The following is an 18,564-nucleotide window of genomic DNA, read 5'->3' on the forward strand; positions in this document are numbered from 1 at the left end:
CCCAGAAAGCCTCGAATGAACGACCTTGGAACATGGGCTGAATTATGAGTGCTGTAGCAACCAATGACTCCGCAGGCAAAAAGAAAGACAACGATCCCTATAGCGCCAGAGAACAGGGGTTGGGCTACATCTTCCAGCCCCGCTTTGCGCTGTATCAGGCATTAGAGCTTCCTGAGGACACCGCGATTCTCATCGAGATGGAGGATGACCTGGATTTCCTGGAGTCCTCCGGTAAGAAGACACTGGCCTCACTCAAACACAAGGCGGCGGGGGAACGTCTGAATGACCTATCTGTCGACTTCTGGAAGTCGGTCAATATTTGGCTAACCCGTTACCATGACAACGGGCGGGTTGAGTCCGACTACCAGTTTTTCCTGTTCACAACATCGTCCGTTGCACCAGGTTCATTCTTGAACTTCTTCCTGTACGGCGCCGATGTAACCCAGGCAAAGCCAAGCCTGTGGGAACTGACAGAGAGCACGCTCGCCACCAGTACGTCGAAATCGTTCATCAAGATCAAGGACTTGCTCTCTAAGCTCACAGCGCTAGAGAAAGAGGACTTCGTATCGAGAATCACGATTATTGATAGCACCCCTCGGATCGGCGACCTCCCCGCGCTTATCAAGGCCCAGAAAATGAGGGCCATACGCCCCGAGCATCGGGATGCGGTCTTTGAGCGGCTAGAAGGATGGTGGAATGACCTCATCATCCAGATGCTTTGTGCCCCTCAGAGCGAGCCCGTTTATGGCCGAGACGTTTCGGAGAAGCTGTTCACCTTCAGTGAGGAGTACAAGGATGACAATCTTCCCATCACCTTTGAGGACGCGACGCCTACAGCTCCCATCGATGCGAGTACCGATACCCGGCTGTTCGTGAGTCAACTGCGTGATTTGAAACTGAGCCCCAACCGCATCCGCAATGCGGTTTTGGACTACTACAGGGCATTTGAGCAGCGCTCTGCCTGGGCAAGGCAGCGCCTGGTGGGCTCCGAAGAAATCATCCGCTATGAAAGGCGGCTGACGGATGAGTGGGAGCGCACCAAGGACGTCCTGATCGATGACGAGCTCGATGGGCCGATCGAGGGCTGCTCTGATCCGGAACTGATTGCCGTCGGCAAGAAGCTCTATACCTGGGCCGAGACGGAAGCACAGAAGCTTGCTCACCTGAAAATCCGGGCACGCGTGACTGAGCCTTACGTACTTCGCGGCAGCTACCAGATTCTCGCCAACAAACGCCCCTACCCTACCGTTTACTGGCATCCGCAGCTTCTGGATCGCCTATCCAAGGCTGCTGGAGAAACTGAATGATTCGCTGGGATGAGCGTCCGTTTGAGACCAAAAATCTGTTCAACCCTGCCTTCTGCGCAGTAGTCCTGATGCGTGCGCTCAAGGCCTATTCGGTGGTAGACCCCAAGGGCATGCCCTTTTCGATGTCACTGCTGATATTGCCGCTGAGCCTCCATCACGAGTCTCGCAGTGCACTGCTCAAGCACTACAAGGGCTATCTGCTCAAGACGGTGGAAACATACCCCCAGATGCAAATCGGGCTGGCCGAGCGGGTAACCGAGATGCTGCCATTCACGTTCGAGGCATTTGCGTTGGCGCACTACTTCGATTGCTTCGAAGTTACCCCGCAGGGACGACTTCTTCCGAAAGCCAGGAGGGTCAAACCAGACGTTGAGGGCACCGAGGAATCAGTGGCATGCCAACGCGCAGCGGCTCTGCTGGGGAGAGAGTTCGCCAAAATTGCAGACAGGGTTACGGTGTACACCGCTTTTGGAATTCGACCATGAAAATCAGCTCCATCCATGTATACAGCCACGACGGCCAGCGCCGCGACGTAAACTTCGAAGTCGATGGGCTCAACATCATCACGGGCCGCTCGTCGACAGGTAAATCCGCCCTTTCGGACATCATCGAATACTGCATGGGCCAATCCAACTTCAACGTTTCGGATGGCGTTATCCAGGACAAGGTGTCCTGGTTCGCAGTGATCTTTCAATTTCCGGACGTGCAGGTCATGGTCGCGAAACCAGCCCCACGCTCAGGCGGCGCGAGCTGTAGCCTGGCCATGACGCGCACTGGGGAATTCGTGCAGCCTCCAGAGTTTTCCGAGCTTGTGGTCAACACAGACGACATCGCCGTCACTTCGTTGCTGTCACGTCAGTTAGGCATTCCTGAAAACCGTACAGAGGTGGCGGAGGACCACACGCGTAATAGCTACGAAGCCTCCATCAAGCATTCGTACTACTACCTCTTCCAACGGCAGGGTCTGGTGACCAACAAGGATCAACTTTTCTATCGTCAGAACGAGCCTTTCCAGCCTCAGGCGATCAAAGATACGCTTCCCATTCTGCTGGGTGCCTCCACTAACGAGCGATACGAGCTGCAGACCAAGCTTCGGACAGCTCAGCGAGATTTGAGATCCCAGGCAAAGCTGCTGGAGCAAGCAAAGCAGGCGGTGGGCAACAATAGAAACCAGGCCATCGCCCTGCTGACTGAAGCCAAAGCGGTAGGAATACTCCCTCAAGAGTCCTCCATCGGGGAGGTCGAAGAAATCATCGCTGCCCTCAAATCAGCAGCGCAGTGGACGCCCGCTAAACCGCATGCCCAACCTGAGGACAAGGTATCCAAGTTGGAGGCTGAGCTGGCCAGGCTAAGAAAAACCAAGCGCGAGATAAAATCCAAAATTGAGGCGGGCCAAATATTCGAACGGCGTGCCGGCGGCTTCCAGGGTGAGGCATCGGAGCACATCGACCGCCTCTTATCCATCAAGTCACTTCCGAAGAATGCAACCACAGGTGAATGGCAGTGGCCCTTCGCCGAAAAGAACTTGGCCATGGAAACGCCCATAGCCCAAGCGCTCATCGGCGAACTGGCTTCCCTTGAAGCAGAGATGCAGACGGTGATGGGCCAACGTCCGCAGATTCAGGGCTACCTAGCGGAGGAAAACCAACGTCTTCAAGACACGAGCAAGTCGATTGCCGAGAAAGAGGCTGAGCTAACAGCCGCAATCGCCGCCAATACAGTGCTGGCCAACGCACAAAAGCAAAGCGACGCTGCCAAGCATGTCGTGGGGCGCATCAGCTTTTTCCTTGAAGGCTTCGTCCCCGACAATTCGCTGAAACAGCAAGAGGCAGACTATCGTCGTCGAGAAATGCGCGTCCAGGAGCTTGAAAAGGCACTGGCCGATGTCGACGTCGACGAACGCTTAGCGTCGATCCTGAACAGCATCTCGGCACAGTTCAATCTGTACAATAAGCGCTTCGAGTCTGAATTCAGTGCCTACCCGGCTCGATTCGACCTGAAGAAGCTGACTATCATTTTCGATCGCCCAGAGCGCTCTGTGCCCATGTCTCGGACAGGCGGTGGCGAGAACTACCTGGCGTATCACCTCTCTGCTCTGCTCGCCCTGCATTGGTACTGCGTAAAGAGCAATCGACCCATGCCGCGCTTCTTGGTGATCGATCAGCCGACCCAGGTGTATTTCCCCTCAGAGGAGTCCTACAAAGCGGTCGACGGCACGGTTTCGAACACCGAACAATCCGATGCCGACATGGACTCGGTACGCAAGCTGTTCAATCTGTTGTACCAGTTCACAGTCGAGGACGTTCCAGGGTTCCAGATCATCATCACCGAGCATGCCAATCTCCGGGATGACTGGTTCCAGAAATCTCTGGTAGAGGCGCCCTGGAGCAAACCTCCGGCGTTGGTGCCTGAGGGCTGGCCACTCAAGAGTGAGGTGACACACTGACGGATTGAGGCGTACATCCTTCCGCACCGATCAGGGAGTGAGAGGTTGCCCTCTCACTCCATTGGTAGGCCGCTCCATCCATGGCTAACAGCCAGCCAATGGTTGAAACGATGCCTCAACGCTGGCCCTGATCTCTCAGAGTGACGTCAAAGAAAGCCGGCGCGCTACCGCACCGGCTATTGAGTTTTCAGCCAGCTGCCGCAAGGATCAACTGCCGAGCCGAGTCGAGCTTCTTGAGGTAATCCCTAAGCGGCTTCGAGTCCAGATACGTTCCTGTCAAGATTGAACGCAGATGGTCAACCGCTGAGACCATGGCCTCGACGCCCGAATACTTCTTAAGGTGGTGGCCTCCGTAGTAGACATCAACGTCGACATCGTCACGATCCTCCAACCGGTACTCGGCGAACATCCAGTTCTCAAGCTCAGACTGTATCTCCTGGAGCTTGGCATGGGCCTGAAGTGGAGTGTTTGAGGCATAGAGGCGCTTGAGCGTGAGCCCCATCTCCTGATGGTTCTGCATACTCATTTGCTGTGCTGGACGCCAGCGCGATGCATACCCTTCCTGCCAACTGTACTCAACAGCGTTTTTGCTGAAGCCGTATGTAGTACCTGGGCGCGGCTTGCGTTTTTTGCCATCCCGCTCGCGAGCGGGACTCACGAATTGGCCGTTGTAGGGCTGGGAACTGAAGGTCCAAGCAGCGATGCCGGCACGATGTTGCTCTGCCAGCCGCTCAACGGTCGCAACTGTTCTGCGGAGCAGCTCAGAGTCTTTGGCCACAAAGTACGGTACCGCATGGCCCGGGTAATACAACCCTTCCCATTCCGGCTTGGCCCAATGCAGGCCGCAGGAGCGCACCCATGCATCACGCACCTGAGTTTCGCTCTGCCTCGCCACGTGATCGTAGGGCTCGTCCAGCATGAGCCAATCCCCACTCCCCTCGCAGATCCACCGCGACACGTGATCGCAATCAGGAAGTTGCTCGGCGTGTTCCATAGCTTTGCGTTGGGACTTTGTCGTGGCTGGCCGAATACGAGCTGCTTCCAAGAACTGCAACGCCAATGCCGCGCGAGTCAGCAACTCTTTCGCCCGCGCCTGGCTGTCAGCATTACTGCGCATTTCAACGTGGTCGGAATATTCGAAGAAGAAACCCTGCAGATTCTGCGCAAACCCACACTGATACCTGCTCAGGAATTCTGCCAACGGCCTGGGCAATTTCAGTTCGAGAATTTCGAGGCCCGATGACGGCCTTACAGTTGAATCACGCCAGTAAGCAGACAGGAAGATGCTGTGCATCCGATGCGCACGTTGATCGCGCTGAATCACTTTCTGAGCGTGTTGGAAGCTTTCGAAGCCAGACAGCCTGGCAGAAGCATCCAGGGCCGCACGGTGAGGAAGGTTATGATCGCGGCCAAGGAATTTGGCCTTACGCTTGATCCCAGGAAGGGTGGACGCGCGTACGTCGAGGGTAGTGCTCATGTTTTTTTCTCCGCCCTACCGCAACGCCACCCGCCTACGCTGCATTGGGGCCTCGAAAAAAGGGGCCTTCAGCAAAAAAAACAACAGGTAGTACCGTTTCCAGCTTTCATGACGGGTGAGATGCGCCTACCCAGCGCAACGCAAATCTAGCAAGCGAACTTAATTAACGCAAGCCACTCCTCTCCCTTCAGCGGACATGCTGAAGACATCCTTCATGGGGATTTACCTTGCCATACCCCCCCGTCATGATGATCCAAAAGAGCTACTGGCAAGCTCTCAGAGGTTACGGATAAGGGGATAAATCATGGCTGAGCAGTTCCACTACCCTCACGACATCTTAGAGCTCCTGGTGGAGACCATTCCTCGCCTAGTCAAATCCAAGAAGGACGTCATCCTGTTTTTCGAAGGTGCAGGCGTAGATGAAGCAGACTTCAGTGACGCCCGCACCACGCTCTCCAGAGCACCTCAGTCCATCAACAAATTCGAGATTGCCCGTGACGTGCTGACCCGCTTAAACCGGCGAGGTGACAGCGGACTTGCGGCTCGGCGCGAAATCATCAAGCGAGTGACCCAGTTCGAGAGTTTTGAATCCTGCTGGGAGAACGAAAGGCTCAAAGCCAAAGGGTTGGTGGCAAGCGTCCGTGAGGCGGTCAACGCAAAAGACGCATTCACCCGGATGAGACAGGAGCGGGATTTCGAACGTGAACAGACTCAAGCACGCCATCGTGAGGAGCAGCAGCAGGCGGTAAAGAAACGCAACGAAATTGAGGACATCAAGTCCCGGCTATTTGGCCTGTTTTCGATGAGTGACAAACCGCAGGAGCGTGGAAAGCTCCTTGAGAGCGTCCTCAATGATCTTTTCCGAGCCTATGGCATCCACGTCAGAGAAAACTTCGTTCGCAAGCCACTGGATGGTGCCACCGTACTGGAACAGATCGACGGAGTGATCGAATTGGGTGGCAAGATCCATTTGGTGGAGATGAAGTGGCTGAAGGATCCTGTGGGTGTGTCGGACTTCGGGCCCCATCTTGTGAGAGTGATGGGTCGAGCAGATGCCTCAGGCATCTTCATTTCCAATAGTGAATTCACCCAACCGGCCATCACGCAATGCGCGGACTTTCTGAACCACAGAACGACGTTCCTGTGTTCACTGGAGGAGATCGTCATGCTCCTGCAGCGCCAAGGTGATCTGGTGGACTTTTTAAAGACAAAGTCTCATGCCGCGATCATCAACAAACAGCCTTTCCTGAAGATCCTCAATTGAGCCCAATGGATACTGCCAGAATTTCCAGAGTCCTACGGCCTATGCGCGCTGGCTGGAGAAGCAGTCGGCACAGGGTAGCCTGGTGTGATCAACCAAGTGCTGACTCACTTTGCATTGCCCATGAAATGCCTCAGTTTCTCGGTCACCACGAACCTGAAAACTGCGGCTGCTAGTTGCACATGCCATGGTCAATTCGCATAAGCGCATCGTAAATGTCGGAGTAGCGCAAAGGTAGAAGCTGTGCAACGTAACCCAGAGCTTTTTACAAGCTGATCTACGCATAGCTGCCTGAGGGAGTCAGCCGATGCGCTACTCCCACCTCTCCACCTCCAGCGTTATGCCCGTTACATGCAGCGTTGATCTCAGTCAAGGAGGATCTCCCCCAGCTCGCCACTCTGCGCAAGCTGCAGTTTGATCCTGCTGCTCCTGTTAGCTGGCGGGAAATCATCTACCCGAAATACACCCCTCATGCGTTCGAGGCGCAGGACTGCACGTGTCAATAGCTGGGTTCCCTCAGCGAGGGCCATCAGGCACTCCGGACTTTTGATGAGGTAGGCACATTGGACGTAGATTTTTTCCTCAAGGAGCGCACTGCATTCATCAAACACTACTTTGATGAGGCTTCAGCCCCCTTCATCGAAACCATGCGCAAGATCGACGCGGAAGAGCCACCGTTTGAACCGCCATACTTCGATCCTGAAACCATGCCAGCAGAGCCTGCTTTCCAGGAGGAGTGGCTGCGCGCGCAGACCGGACTTGAGGTTGTGGGGCAGACCTGCGTGTCCATGCTCTCAGAATCCTTGAAAATTTTTTTCGTCACCCATGAAAAAATTGCTGGCTTGGACTGCGAAAAATCGTGCGGAGAAAAAGTTTTCAGCAAAGGGTTCATCAAAGGCTATCGAACCTGTTTCGCTAAGCATGGCGTTGACTGGAACCAGTGCCCTGTGAACTTCTCCATTCTGGAGCAGGTGGTGCTCGCTAGGAATGCTAGTCAGCATGCAACGTCTATAACGTCCACACGGGCAATCCACAATGAAAGAGCCCTTCGGAAGCACCCAAGCCCTCTATTTGTCAGTAGCTACGAGAAGAGTCTTTTGGCTAGCAGAGGCGGCAGCTGGATGATGGCGCCAACTGTTCATGTAACCCGCGATGCGCTTCATGCCGCGATCGATGAGGTGGAGAAACTTGCTGAATGGCTGGAGCAAGACTGAAGCCTGGGAAAGCATCACTGAACAATGAGAAGTCGCGAAAAGTCACACAGATTCTCAGCCATCGCTGTGATCTGCTCGGATTCGGGAAGCGCTAGAAGCGCTCGCTGCAGCACTGGAGGACGGCGTGCGGATCAGCCGGCACAGGCCCCCACAAACACTTCCCCATCTGAGCAACCTCCCCCGCTGTGAAAACGTAGCTATGGATAATTGCCTGCGTTGAGTTGCCCTTCGTCTGCGATCCAATGCGAATTGGTTATCTCGGTACCGCCGCCCTCCCCACGGAGGTACACTGAGTTCCATCTGGCTCCAACTCGGCAGCCTTCAGAAATCGCCGTCCTAGATCGCGCATCCATCCAAGGGTATCGAGGGTATTTTTGCGGGTATATCTCTGTATTTTTGAGTCGTAAGTAGCGATCTAGAGCCATATTCAAATGTTCTTCGGCGACCCTGACAGCCTCTAAGGCCACCTCCAGGACTTTCCATCGATCTGCAGGCTCGCTGACCAGGTCCCCGCCAGTATCGACCGGCACCATCAATAAGCAGGAAATTTCCTAACCCGAAGCTGGAAAACCTGAGCATGGGGCAATACCCTGCCACCACCGCCCAAGGTTACGAGCTGAAACATGTCAGGGAATACACCGTTTGAAAGCCCACGTTGGATGCGTGATCTGGTCCGCTTCCTGCCACTCAAGAGCCAGTTTGTCCTGTCCGGCAATATCCGCGACTTGCAGGCCAGCGAGATGGCCCCCGGCACGGTCACGGCCCTGAGCTTCAACCAGACCCTCTGCGACACCCTGCTCGCGGCCGGCTACGCCCATGTACTGACGTGGGACCCGGTGACCGGCATGCGCGCCATCGGCAAGCCGGACAGCGATCCGGCGGCGGGCCAGACCCTGCTCAAGGAGCTGGGCCTGACCCCGGTGGATGGCGCCGCCCCGGCAGGCCCCGATCTCTTGGCCGCCACCGTGCAGCGCCTGGTGAATCGCGCCGGCCCGCCGATTGCCCTGGTCATCGACTTCGCTTCGCGCCTGGTGGTGCGCAACGACTCTCTCAGCGCCGCCGAACACCAGCTGTTCACCCAGGCCCTGGTGCACTCCCACCAGGCCCGCAGCCGGCCGCTGCCGGAGCTGCGCAAACCCTTCTTCAATACCCTGCTGTGGCTGGTGGAAAAGGAAGGCGATCTGCCCGACTGGCTGCTGGTGGACAACCCGCGGCTGCGCCACATTCCGGTATCCCGGCCCGACCAGCTGACCCGCCGCGCCCTGGCCCCGGCCCTGCTCAAGAGCCTGGCCGGCAGCCAGGAAGCCAGCGAGGACAGCACGCGCGAGGCGGTGGATGCCTTCGTGCAGAATACCGAAGGCCTGCTGCTGCTCGATCTGAGCGCCATCGCCCAGCTGGCACGGGTCGAGGGCGTGGCCATGGAGCAGATCGCCGATGCCGTGCGCCGCTACAAGATCGGGGTCACCGAAGATCCCTGGCTGCGCATCGACCGCCAGCAGATCCGCCAGGCCGATGAACGAGTGCACCAGCGGGTCAAGGGCCAGGATCATGCGGTGACCCACATGCTGGACATCGTCAAGCGGGCGATGACCGGGGTCGGCGCCAGCCGCAAGGGCAACCGGCCCCGGGGCGTGGCCTTCCTCGCCGGTCCCACGGGCGTGGGCAAGACCGAACTGGCCAAGACCATCACCAGCTTGCTGTTCGGCGATGAAAGCGCCTATATCCGCTTCGACATGTCGGAGTTCAGTGCCGAGCACGCCGACCAGCGCCTGATCGGCGCACCGCCCGGTTATGTCGGCTACGACGTGGGCGGCGAGCTGACCAACGCCATCCGTGAAAAACCCTTCAGCGTGGTGCTGTTCGACGAAATCGAGAAGGCCCACCCGCGCATCCTCGATAAATTCCTGCAGATCCTCGACGACGGCGTGCTCACCTCCGGGCGCGGCGACCGGGTGTATTTCTCCGAGGCGCTGATCGTGTTCACCTCCAACCTGGGCATCTATCGCCAGGGCGACAACGGCGAGCGCGTTGCCAACGTGCTGCCCGGCGAACCCTTCGAACAGATGCAGGAGAAGGTCCACAACGAGATCGACCGCTACTTCAAGCTGGTGCTGAACCGCCCGGAGATCCTCAACCGCATTGGCGAGAACATCATCGTCTTCGACTTCATCCGCGAGGATGTGGCGATCCAGATCTTCGAGCAGATGGTCGACACCACCTTCAAGGACCTGCAACAGCAACAGGCGTTGTTCATCGAATTGAGCCCCCAGGCCCGCCAAGGCCTGCGCACGCTGTGCCTGCATGACCTGTCCAATGGCGGCCGGGGCATTCGCAACCAGCTCGAGGCGCGCCTGCTCAATCCATTGTCCCGGGCCCTGTTCGACCAGGATGCGCAGCCGGGCGAGCGTTTCTCGATCACCGCGCTGGACGCCGGCGGGCTGCTCATGGAACGCCGCTGAAGATGCAACTGAGCCTGTCGCGGGTGCATTTCCCGGTCACCACCCTGGGCCCCGGGCGGCGCCTGGGCATCTGGTTCCAGGGTTGCAGCATCCGCTGCCCCGGGTGCATTTCCGCCGATACCTGGGGACCGGGCCAGCGGCGCCTGGACATCGACCAGCTGCTCACGCAACTGGCGCCCTGGCTGCGCGAAGCCGACGGCATCACCCTGTCCGGCGGCGAGCCCTTCGATCAGTTCGAGGCCCTGCTGCTTTTACTCCAAGGGCTGCGCCGCCAAAGTCCGGTGGACATCCTGGTCTACAGCGGCTATCCGCTGGAGCGCCTGCAACCCCAGTTACGCAAGGCCGAGGGTCTGATCGACGGGCTGATCAGCGACCCCTACGAGGAACGCCTCGAACAATCCCTGGCGCTGCGCGGCAGCGACAACCAGCGCCTGACCCTGCTCACGCCCCTCGGCCATGCGCGCCTGGCGTCCTACGAGCGTCCACTGGAAGCCGCCGACAAGGCCCTGGACCTGATGTTCGACGCCAATGGCAGCGTCTGGATGGCCGGCATCCCCCGACGTGACGACCTGCTGCACCTGCGCGACCTGCTGCAGGAGCAAGGCCACCAAATACAGACCAGTGCGCACCGCCACTGAATGGAATTCTCCCGATGATTCGCTTCTGCCCCAATTGCCAGACCGAACGCCCACTCCAGGAGCTGTTCTGCGAAGGCACCGTCGACCAGCACCCTTGTAACTGGGACCTGGCCGGCGAACCGCTGCGCGCCGACGGCTGGCGGCCCCAGGTCATCGTCACTCAAGACGCCATGCCGCAAGATCCCATGCCCCAGCACGGCCCAGGCCAGGACAGCCCGCCGCCAGAGGCCCCGGCCCAGCCCGAGACCATCGCGCCGGGCCTGGTTTGCAGCAACGGCCATGCCATGGAACCAGGCGACTTGATGTGCCTGGAGTGCGACGCGCCCCCGGCCCAGGACCAGGCCCAGGTTCCTGGCAACGCGACGCCTGGGCCGGCACTCCCTGATGCCGGAGGCGACCCGGCCAGCCCCAGCCAGACCCTGATCGACGGCTGGGCGTTGATCCGCCAGATCAGCAGCACCGACGGTGTGCGCGAACGCTACCTGGCAAGCCACCAGGCAACGCCACTCCAGGCGGTGTTGACGCTCTACCGCCCCGGCGCCGAACCCGACCCGGCGATCTACGACGTGATCCGCCGCCTGCCCCGTGCGCATGTGCCCGAGATCATCGCCACCGGACGCTGGGACGGCCGGGCCTACGAGGTCATCGAAGAGCTCAGCGGCGGCACCCTGGCGGACCTGGGCAGCATCATTCGCGACGCCGACAGCGTGCGCCATGTGGTCCGGGAACTGGGCCAGGCGCTGCATGCCTTCAACGAAGCCGGGCTGCGCCATCGCGACCTGCGCCCGGCCAGCCTGCTGGTACGCGCCCGCGAGCCGCTGGACCTGGTGATCAGCGGCTTCGGCTCGGCGCGCCTGTCGGAGTTCGACCTGGATATCGTGTCGCCCCTGGAAACCAGCCGCTACATGGCCCCGGAAGCCATCGCCGGCGGGGTAGCCGCGGCCTCGGACTGGTGGAGCCTGGGGATGATCCTGCTCGAGCAGTTGACCCAGGGCGCCTGTTTCGAAGGCATCCATGCCAATGCCTTCCTTATTCATGTACTGGCCAACGGGGTGCCGATCCCCGATGACCTGGACCCGGGGCTCAACCTGTTGCTGCGCGGGCTGCTGGCCCGGGACCGGCACCAGCGCTGGCAGTGGCCTGAGGTCGAGGCCTGGCTCGATGGCCATCCGGTCGCGGCGCCGGCCTCGTCGTTCCAGGAGCGCGACGACGGCGAAGGCGCCACCTTGCAGCTGGGCCAGCGCCACTACCACAAACCCCGGGTGTTCGCCCTGGCCGCGGCCCAGGCCGAACACTGGGCCCAGGCCCTGGACCACCTGCTGCGCGGGGTGATCGTAACCTGGGCCGAACAGCTCGGCCTGCCCTCCTCGCTGCTCGCCGGCCTGCGCCAGGTGGTCCAGCATGACGGCCTGGAAGACGACTTGCGCCTGATGCTGGCGCTCAAGCTGCTCAATCCGCAAGTGCCGCTGATCCATCGCGGCGACATCGTCACCCCAGGCTGGTTGCTCGAACACCCGTTGGAAGGCTACCGGCTGATCAGCGGTTCGGCTCCCGATCTGCTGGAGCAGCTGCAGACCGACAACTGGCTGTCGCGCCTCAAGCTGCGCGCCGAGCAGGTGCGCCAGCGCGCCCTGCACCAGCAGGTCGAACTGGTGGAAGAGACCCTGCGCATCTACCTGCTGTCGACCTCTCGCGCCAGGCTCGCCACCCAGTGGCAAGAGCGCCAGCGCCTGCTGCCGGATACCGAGCATCCTGGCCTGGCCTACCTGTCGGAACGGCGGGTGATCGCCGAAGAAGACCTGATCGTGCTGCTCAGCGCCGCCATCGAGCAATTCCGCTCGGTCGACTCGATCATCCAGGAAGCCACCGAGCTGGCCCAGCGCACCGAGGTCGGCTGGTTCGACAGCGAGCAAGCAAGCGCACTGCTTGAGCACCCGCGCCAGGAGCTGTACCGCAGCGTCGACGAGCGCATCCGTGGTTTCGCCCGCAGCGGCGTGCCGGCGGTGGATGAGTGGGCCGAGCAGTTTCGCCTGGAACGGCGCATGCCCCTGGCCAAGGTCCTGGTGCTGCTGGCCATTCCCGAGAGCCAGTGGCTGGAGCCGCAAAAGCAGCACTACGTATCGCAGATCCTCGACTTCTTCGAAAAGAAGGTGGTCACCGCAGTGATGCGCGGCCCTTTGGTGCGCATGAACATCGGCAAGACCACCGCCCGCGTCGACCTGACCGAATTGCACAGCGAGCGCCGCCCCGCCGCCGCCCTGCTCGACCACCTGCTGCAACGCAACGAGCGCGCGGTGAACCTCGACCCGGAATGCTTCCAGGCCGATCCGCGGATCGAGGCCCGACTGCATGCGCTGTACCGCCAGAGCGCGTTGTACAAGCGCGATACCGGCATCGACGGGCTCTACCTGGGCTTCCCCTTCTTGCTCAGCCGCGATCCGCGCGGCAACGCCCGCCCGCGGATCATCCCGTTGCTGCTGTGGCCGGTGAAACTGCTGCTGGAGCTGGGCCAGCGCGGCAACGCGCGGCTGGCCTTCGACGGCGAACGCGAAGAGGTGCGCCTGAACCCCGCGCTGGACAGCGTGCTCGGCGCCGAGACCTGCAAACTCTGGCGCAAGACCGCCGATGAACTGCTCGGCCGCTCGTCCATCCGCACCAGCGACGTGATGGATGCCTTCGGCATGCTCGCCGGCGTACGCTCGCGCACCTTCGCCAGCCTGCCGGCCAGCACGGTGGAGGTCGCGCCCTACCAGGACGAACTGGCCTGTGCGGCGGTGCTGTTCCACGTCACCTTCATGGGCCAGGCCATTGGCGAGGACCTGCGCCAGCTCAAGTCGCTGTCACCCAACGGCACGGGCCTCGAGACCGCCTTGCGTCTCAGGAATGGCGAGGACGAACAGCCACCGGCCGATCCCGGGGAGTTGCAGCGCTATTTCACCGTGGCCAGCGACCCGTCCCAGGAAGCGGCGGTGCTCCAGGCCCGGCAAGGCCCCGGCCTGCTGGTGGAGGGGCCACCCGGCACCGGCAAGAGCCAGACCATCGTCAACATGGTGGCCGACGCCATCGGCCGCCAGCGCAGCCTGCTCATCGTCTGCCAGAAACATGCGGCGCTGGAGGTGGTACACAAACGCCTGGTGGCCGAAGGGCTTGGCCAGCGCATCGTCATGCTCAACGACGTCAACCGCGACCGCGAACCGATCATCCGCAGTATCCGCGAGCAGCTGGAGGCCCTATTCGTCGCTGGCGGCGACAGCCAGGGCTGGTTGCGCCAGCGTGAACAGACAGCGGCGCGCATCGAGGCCCTCGAGGGCGAGCTCGATCGCTACCACCAGAGCCTGCATCACCCGGACCCGGCCAGCGGCCTGAGCTATCGCCGCCTGTTGGGCGAGCTGATCGAACTGGAAGATGGCCCCGCGCCCCTGGAATTCCCGGCCCTGCGCCAGCACCTGGCGCCCCTGGACCCAGCCAGCCTGACCCGCCTGGAAGAGCGCTGCGCGCCGCTGGTTCGCCTGTGGTTGCCGGCACGCTACGAAGGCAGCCCCCTGGCGCAGCTGCAAGCCTTCGCCGCCGATCGCCCGACCCTGCAAGCCTTCGACGACAACCTGCGGGACTTCGCCCAGGCCGAGGCCGATCGCCAGGCCACGCTGCAAGCGCATCCGGCCAGTTTCGAGATCGACGACCCCGCGCCCTACCGCGCATGGATGGCGGCCCACGTCGCCACCTTGCTCGACCTGGACCCGCAGCAGCGGCTGCGCCTGGCCCGCTGGCTACCGCTGTTCCGCCTGCGCGAGCATGAACCGCTGCCCCGTGGCGAGGCGATCCTCGACGAGCTGCGGCAATTGCAGCAGCAACTGCGCCAGTTGCCGGAAGATCGCTACCAGGCGGTGCTGTCGCCCGCCCTGGGGCTGATCGACCACAAGCGCCTCGGCAGCCTGGGCCAGGATTGCGCCAAGGTCATGACCTCCCGTTCCTGGTGGTCGCGGATCAACCCCTTGCACCTGCTGCGCCGTGGCCGGCTGCGCGAGTTCCTGCAGGAACGGGGTGAAAACCGGGTCGAGGAAGTCCTGCCCGCACTGCACGCGGCCATCGACCTGGAGCGCCAATGGCGCCCGCTGCGCGCCGAACTCACGGCCCTGCAACGGGAGCTGGGACTGGACGCCCCGGCCCCCGAAGCCGGCCTGGAGCTGAGCACGACAGTCACCCACGACATCCGCCAGCTGCTGGAGATCCAGGTCCTGGCCCAGGCCCTGGCCCAATCGCCCCGCGCCCGCCAGGCCGACGCTGCGGTGCTCAGCGGCGACAAGCGCGAGTTCGAAGCGTTGCTCGGTGACCTGGACGCCTCGCTGATTCGCCAGGGCGTACGCCAGATCAGCCTCGACCAGCTCAAGCTGCTCGGCCACTGGCTGGGCGCCGAACTGCTTGGGCAACTGCAACAGGCTATCGAGCACAACCAGAGCAACGAGTTGCCCCTGGCCCGCCTGCAACAAGCCCTGCCCTGCCTCGGCGCCTACCAGGCGTTCCGTGGCCGAGCCAGCCTGCTGGGCCCAGAGGAGCTGGAGCTGCTGGCCCTGCTACGCCAACGCCAGGCGCAATTGGACGCCCTGGCGCCCGAGCAACTGGAAGCCGCCGTGCGCCGCCTGCTGAACCGCGAGGCGCGGCTGGGCTGGAAGCACCGCATCGAGCAAGCCAACCCCGAGTTGCTGTACGGCCAGGACGAAACCCAGGCCAAGGTCGCCAGCCTGGCCCAGGCCGATACCCGCATGCGCGAACTCAACCGCGAGCTGCTGGCCAAGGGTATCGACCCCTCGCGCCTGGGCAATCGCAAGCAATGGGAAGACGTGACCCGGCTCACCGGCAAGCGCTCGCGGCGCCTGCGCGAATTCATCGAGCTGGGTGCTCCGCTGGGGCTGATGAACCTGCGCCCGGTGTGGCTGATGAACCCGGACGTGGCCAGTCGCGTGCTGCCGCTCAAGGCCGGCCTGTTCGATACCGTGATCTACGACGAAGCCTCGCAGATGCCGGTGGAGTTCGCCCTGCCGACCCTGTTTCGCGGGCAGGTCACGGTGGTCAGCGGCGACGAGAAGCAGATGCCGCCGACGGCGTTCTTCTCCAGCCGGGTGGAAAGCGACGAAGCCGAACTGTTCGACGGCGACGAACCCGACGCAGAAGCCGACCAGGAGCAACGCGAGGCCTTCGAAGACACCTGGAACCGCCGGGAGATCAAGGACTGCCCCGACCTGCTGCAACTGGCGCGCAATGCCCTGCCCAGCACCACGTTGCAGATCCACTATCGCTCCGCCTACCGCGAGCTGATCGGCTTCTCCAATGCCTCGTTCTATGGCAACCGCCTGAATGTGCCCGTGCGCCATCCACAAGCCAGCATCGAGCGGGTCAAGCCGCTGGAGCTGATCCAGGTCGAGGGCCTGTACCAGAACCAGAGCAACGCCCAGGAAGCCGAGCGTGTCGTGCAGTACCTGGCCGAGCTGTGGCGCCAACCCTACGAAGAGCGCCCCTCGGTCGGCGTGGTGACCTTCAACCGCAAGCAGGCCGAGCTGATCGAGGAACACCTGGAGGCCCACGCCGCCCAGGACGAGGGGTTCCGCAGCGCCTACGCCCAGGAGCGCGAACGCAGCGAGGACGGCGAGGACATGTCGGTGTTCGTCAAGAACGTGGAGAACGTCCAGGGTGACGAGCGCGACGTGATCGTCTTCTCCTCGACCTTCGGCCGCAACAGCCAGGGCACCTTCCGCCGCAGCTTCGGGGTACTTGGCCAGACCGGCGGCGAACGGCGCCTGAACGTGGCGGTCACCCGCGCACGGCACAAGGTGGTGATGATCACCTCGATGCCCATCGGCGACATCTCCGACATGCTCAATACCCACCGTGCGCCGGCCAGCCCCAGGGACTACCTGCAAGGCTACCTGGAATACGCCCGGGCGCTGTGCGCCGGGGAGTTCGACTACACCGGCAAGCTGCTCGACCGGCTGCAGACCGACCGCAGCGACCTGCAACGCGGCCAGGGCCAGGATCGCGACGGCTTCGCCAGGATCGTCGGCCGATACCTCCAGGCCCAGGGCTGGCAGGCCGCGCCGGCCAGCGAGGGCGACGCCTTCGGCCTGGACTTCGCCATCGAAAACCCCGGTACCGGCACCTACGCCATCGGCATCGAATGCGACGCCCCCAGCCACGCCCTGCTGGAACGCGCCCGCGCCCGGGAGATCTGGCGCCCGTCGGTCCTGCGCCGGGCGATCCCGCATATCCACCGGGTGTCGTCCCAGGCCTGGTACCACGACGGCGACAACGAGCGCGCCCGTCTGCGCGAGGCCATCGAACGGGCACTGCCGTCCGCCCAGCCAGATCCGGTCACGGCCCCTTCCAGCGATACGGAGATCTGCCCATGAGTGGTCCCAAGGTAGTGCGGATCGTCACCCGCGAAGAAATCATCGCCCTGTGCGAGGGGCACCTGCAGCGCCTGGAACAGGCCATGGCCCGCTGGGAAGCCCAGGCCGCCAGGCTCGGCGAATTGAACGAGGAACAACGCAACGCCACCCATGCCCGCGCTGAGCGCCTGCGCGCCCTGCTCGGCCAGGAACAGTTCGCCCAATTGCAGAGAGCCGTGCCGATCGAGATCGAGTACCTGCGCCGCGACCAGACAGAACGCGAGGAACGCGCGGTGCTGCGTGCGACCGAGCAACGCCAGCGCCAGCGCCGCCAGCAAGAAAATGCCGCGACCCTGCTCGGCGCCCTGCGCGCCGCACAGGCAGCGGTTGCGCCCGAGCTGTTGCAAGACGTGGCGCGCCTGGCCGAAGGCGCCGACCTCGACCATGCGCAGCAGGTCCTGGCCCAGGGCTTCAGCCAGCTGGCCAGGGTCGACGAGACGGACAGCTTGAGCGAGCGCCAACGCGAACTGGCCCGGCAACTGCGCGAAGAGACACCCCAAGCCAGCCTCGAACAGTGGATCGCCGCGCAACAGCCAGCCGAGCGTGATCCGCGCCTGCAACGCATCGACCGGCATATCGCCGAACTGCAATTGCTCCAGGGCGCGCCAGCCGCGACCCCGTTCCTGCAACGGCTGGCCCGGGCCGAAGCCCAGGAGCAGGTGCAGCAGCGCAACCTGTTGCTCGACAGCCTGGTGATCGAACTGGCCGAGGCCACGCGCGACTTCCAGCAGCGCCGCGAGCTGCTTGGCCAGGTCCAGGACCTGGCCAGCGAACTCCATACCCATGCCACGACCGATCACGCGGTCCTGCTGCGCCAGGTCGCCGAGTGCCACGAGCACAGCGACCTGGCGCTGCTGCAAGCGCTGAAGTCCGAATGCGAGGCCGCGCTCACCGCTGTGCTACAGGCCCAGGCTGCGCTGGCCCGGCGCCAGGCCATGCTCGAGGGGCTGGCCCGGCTCGGCTACGAGGTTCGCGAAGGCATGGCCACCGCCTGGGCCGAGTCCGGCAAGGTGGTACTGCGCAAGAGCGCCACCCCAGGTTACGGCGTCGAAGTCGGTGGCAAGGCCGACAACGGCCGCCTGCAGGTGCGCGCTGTGGCCCTCGACCCACAGCGGGACAAGGGGCGCGATCGGGATATCGAGACGATCTGGTGCAACGAATTCCAGCGCCTGCAAGCACTGCTCAAGGACAGCGGCGGCGAACTGCTGATCGAACGCGCTTTGGGGGTGGGTGAGGTGCCGCTCAAGGAAGCCACGGTCATGGACGAGGAACGAGAAGCGGCGAACCTCCAGCAGCGGACGCTTTGAGCCTAGCGTCCAGCA

9 protein-coding genes and 1 pseudogene are annotated in these 18,564 nt (G+C 62.1%); 9 read left to right on the forward strand and 1 reads right to left on the reverse strand.

The annotated features are described in order from the left end of the window. The first annotated feature begins 44 nt into the window (after positions 1 to 44). The 3 genes from GDH07_RS14360 to GDH07_RS14370 are packed head-to-tail and all read left to right on the forward strand — an operon-like array spanning position 45 to position 3,753. Complete coding sequence (locus tag GDH07_RS14360) at positions 45 to 1,307, forward strand: ABC-three component system protein (RefSeq protein WP_152897970.1); 1,263 nt, start codon at positions 45 to 47, stop codon at positions 1,305 to 1,307. After that, a complete protein-coding gene (locus tag GDH07_RS14365) occupies positions 1,304 to 1,792 on the forward strand; it encodes a three component ABC system middle component (protein WP_152897971.1) in 489 nt (162 codons plus the stop codon). The genes GDH07_RS14360 and GDH07_RS14365 overlap by 4 nt, the downstream gene beginning before the upstream one ends. Then, complete coding sequence (locus GDH07_RS14370) at positions 1,789 to 3,753, forward strand: DUF3732 domain-containing protein (RefSeq protein ID WP_152897972.1); 1,965 nt, start codon at positions 1,789 to 1,791, stop codon at positions 3,751 to 3,753. The genes GDH07_RS14365 and GDH07_RS14370 overlap by 4 nt, the downstream gene beginning before the upstream one ends. 187 nt (positions 3,754 to 3,940) lie before the next feature. On the opposite strand, the gene GDH07_RS14375 is transcribed toward GDH07_RS14370, so the two are convergent. Continuing rightward, positions 3,941 to 5,230, reverse strand: a complete 1,290-nt coding sequence (locus tag GDH07_RS14375) for a DUF5623 domain-containing protein (protein ID WP_152897973.1) — start codon at positions 5,228 to 5,230, stop codon at positions 3,941 to 3,943. Positions 5,231 to 5,534: 304 nt separating this feature from the next. Here GDH07_RS14375 and GDH07_RS14380 point away from each other — a divergent pair, with 304 nt between their 5' ends. The 6 genes and pseudogenes from GDH07_RS14380 to GDH07_RS14405 all read left to right on the forward strand — a co-directional run bounded on the left by GDH07_RS14380 (position 5,535) and on the right by GDH07_RS14405 (position 18,549). After that, positions 5,535 to 6,494, forward strand: coding sequence for a restriction endonuclease (locus tag GDH07_RS14380; RefSeq protein WP_152897974.1), 960 nt, complete (start codon positions 5,535 to 5,537; stop codon positions 6,492 to 6,494). A 560-nt stretch (positions 6,495 to 7,054) separates the two neighbouring features. After that, positions 7,055 to 7,705 (forward strand): hypothetical protein, encoded by a 651-nt coding sequence (locus tag GDH07_RS14385; RefSeq protein WP_152897975.1) that lies wholly within the window; start codon positions 7,055 to 7,057, stop codon positions 7,703 to 7,705. A gap of 585 nt (positions 7,706 to 8,290) precedes the next feature. Next, positions 8,291 to 10,164 (forward strand): annotated as a pseudogene (locus GDH07_RS14390) (AAA family ATPase). 2 nt (positions 10,165 to 10,166) lie between these two features. Further along, positions 10,167 to 10,802, forward strand: coding sequence for a 4Fe-4S single cluster domain-containing protein (locus tag GDH07_RS14395; RefSeq protein WP_053129405.1), 636 nt, complete (start codon positions 10,167 to 10,169; stop codon positions 10,800 to 10,802). Positions 10,803 to 10,816: 14 nt separating this feature from the next. Further along, entirely contained in the window at positions 10,817 to 17,203 is a 6,387-nt protein-coding gene (locus tag GDH07_RS14400; protein ID WP_152897977.1) for an AAA domain-containing protein, read from the forward strand. Beyond that, positions 17,200 to 18,549, forward strand: a complete 1,350-nt coding sequence (locus GDH07_RS14405) for a coiled-coil domain-containing protein (RefSeq protein WP_152897978.1) — start codon at positions 17,200 to 17,202, stop codon at positions 18,547 to 18,549. Before GDH07_RS14400 ends, GDH07_RS14405 begins: the two co-directional genes overlap by 4 nt. Positions 18,550 to 18,564 lie beyond the last annotated feature (15 nt).

The organism is Pseudomonas piscis, assembly GCF_009380155.1.
Lineage (GTDB): Bacteria > Pseudomonadota > Gammaproteobacteria > Pseudomonadales > Pseudomonadaceae > Aquipseudomonas > Aquipseudomonas piscis.

What these genes read in the sequence shown, in the direction of transcription:
- GDH07_RS14400 (WP_152897977.1), top strand. Translation starts at nt 10,817, where the DNA reads ATGATTCGCTTCTGCCCCAATTGCCAGACCGAACGCCCACTCCAGGAG.
- GDH07_RS14375 (WP_152897973.1), bottom strand. Translation starts at nt 5,230, where the DNA reads ATGAGCACTACCCTCGACGTACGCGCGTCCACCCTTCCTGGGATCAAG.
- GDH07_RS14360 (WP_152897970.1), top strand. Translation starts at nt 45, where the DNA reads ATGAGTGCTGTAGCAACCAATGACTCCGCAGGCAAAAAGAAAGACAAC.
- GDH07_RS14365 (WP_152897971.1), top strand. Translation starts at nt 1,304, where the DNA reads ATGATTCGCTGGGATGAGCGTCCGTTTGAGACCAAAAATCTGTTCAAC.
- GDH07_RS14370 (WP_152897972.1), top strand. Translation starts at nt 1,789, where the DNA reads ATGAAAATCAGCTCCATCCATGTATACAGCCACGACGGCCAGCGCCGC.
- GDH07_RS14405 (WP_152897978.1), top strand. Translation starts at nt 17,200, where the DNA reads ATGAGTGGTCCCAAGGTAGTGCGGATCGTCACCCGCGAAGAAATCATC.
- GDH07_RS14395 (WP_053129405.1), top strand. Translation starts at nt 10,167, where the DNA reads ATGCAACTGAGCCTGTCGCGGGTGCATTTCCCGGTCACCACCCTGGGC.
- GDH07_RS14380 (WP_152897974.1), top strand. Translation starts at nt 5,535, where the DNA reads ATGGCTGAGCAGTTCCACTACCCTCACGACATCTTAGAGCTCCTGGTG.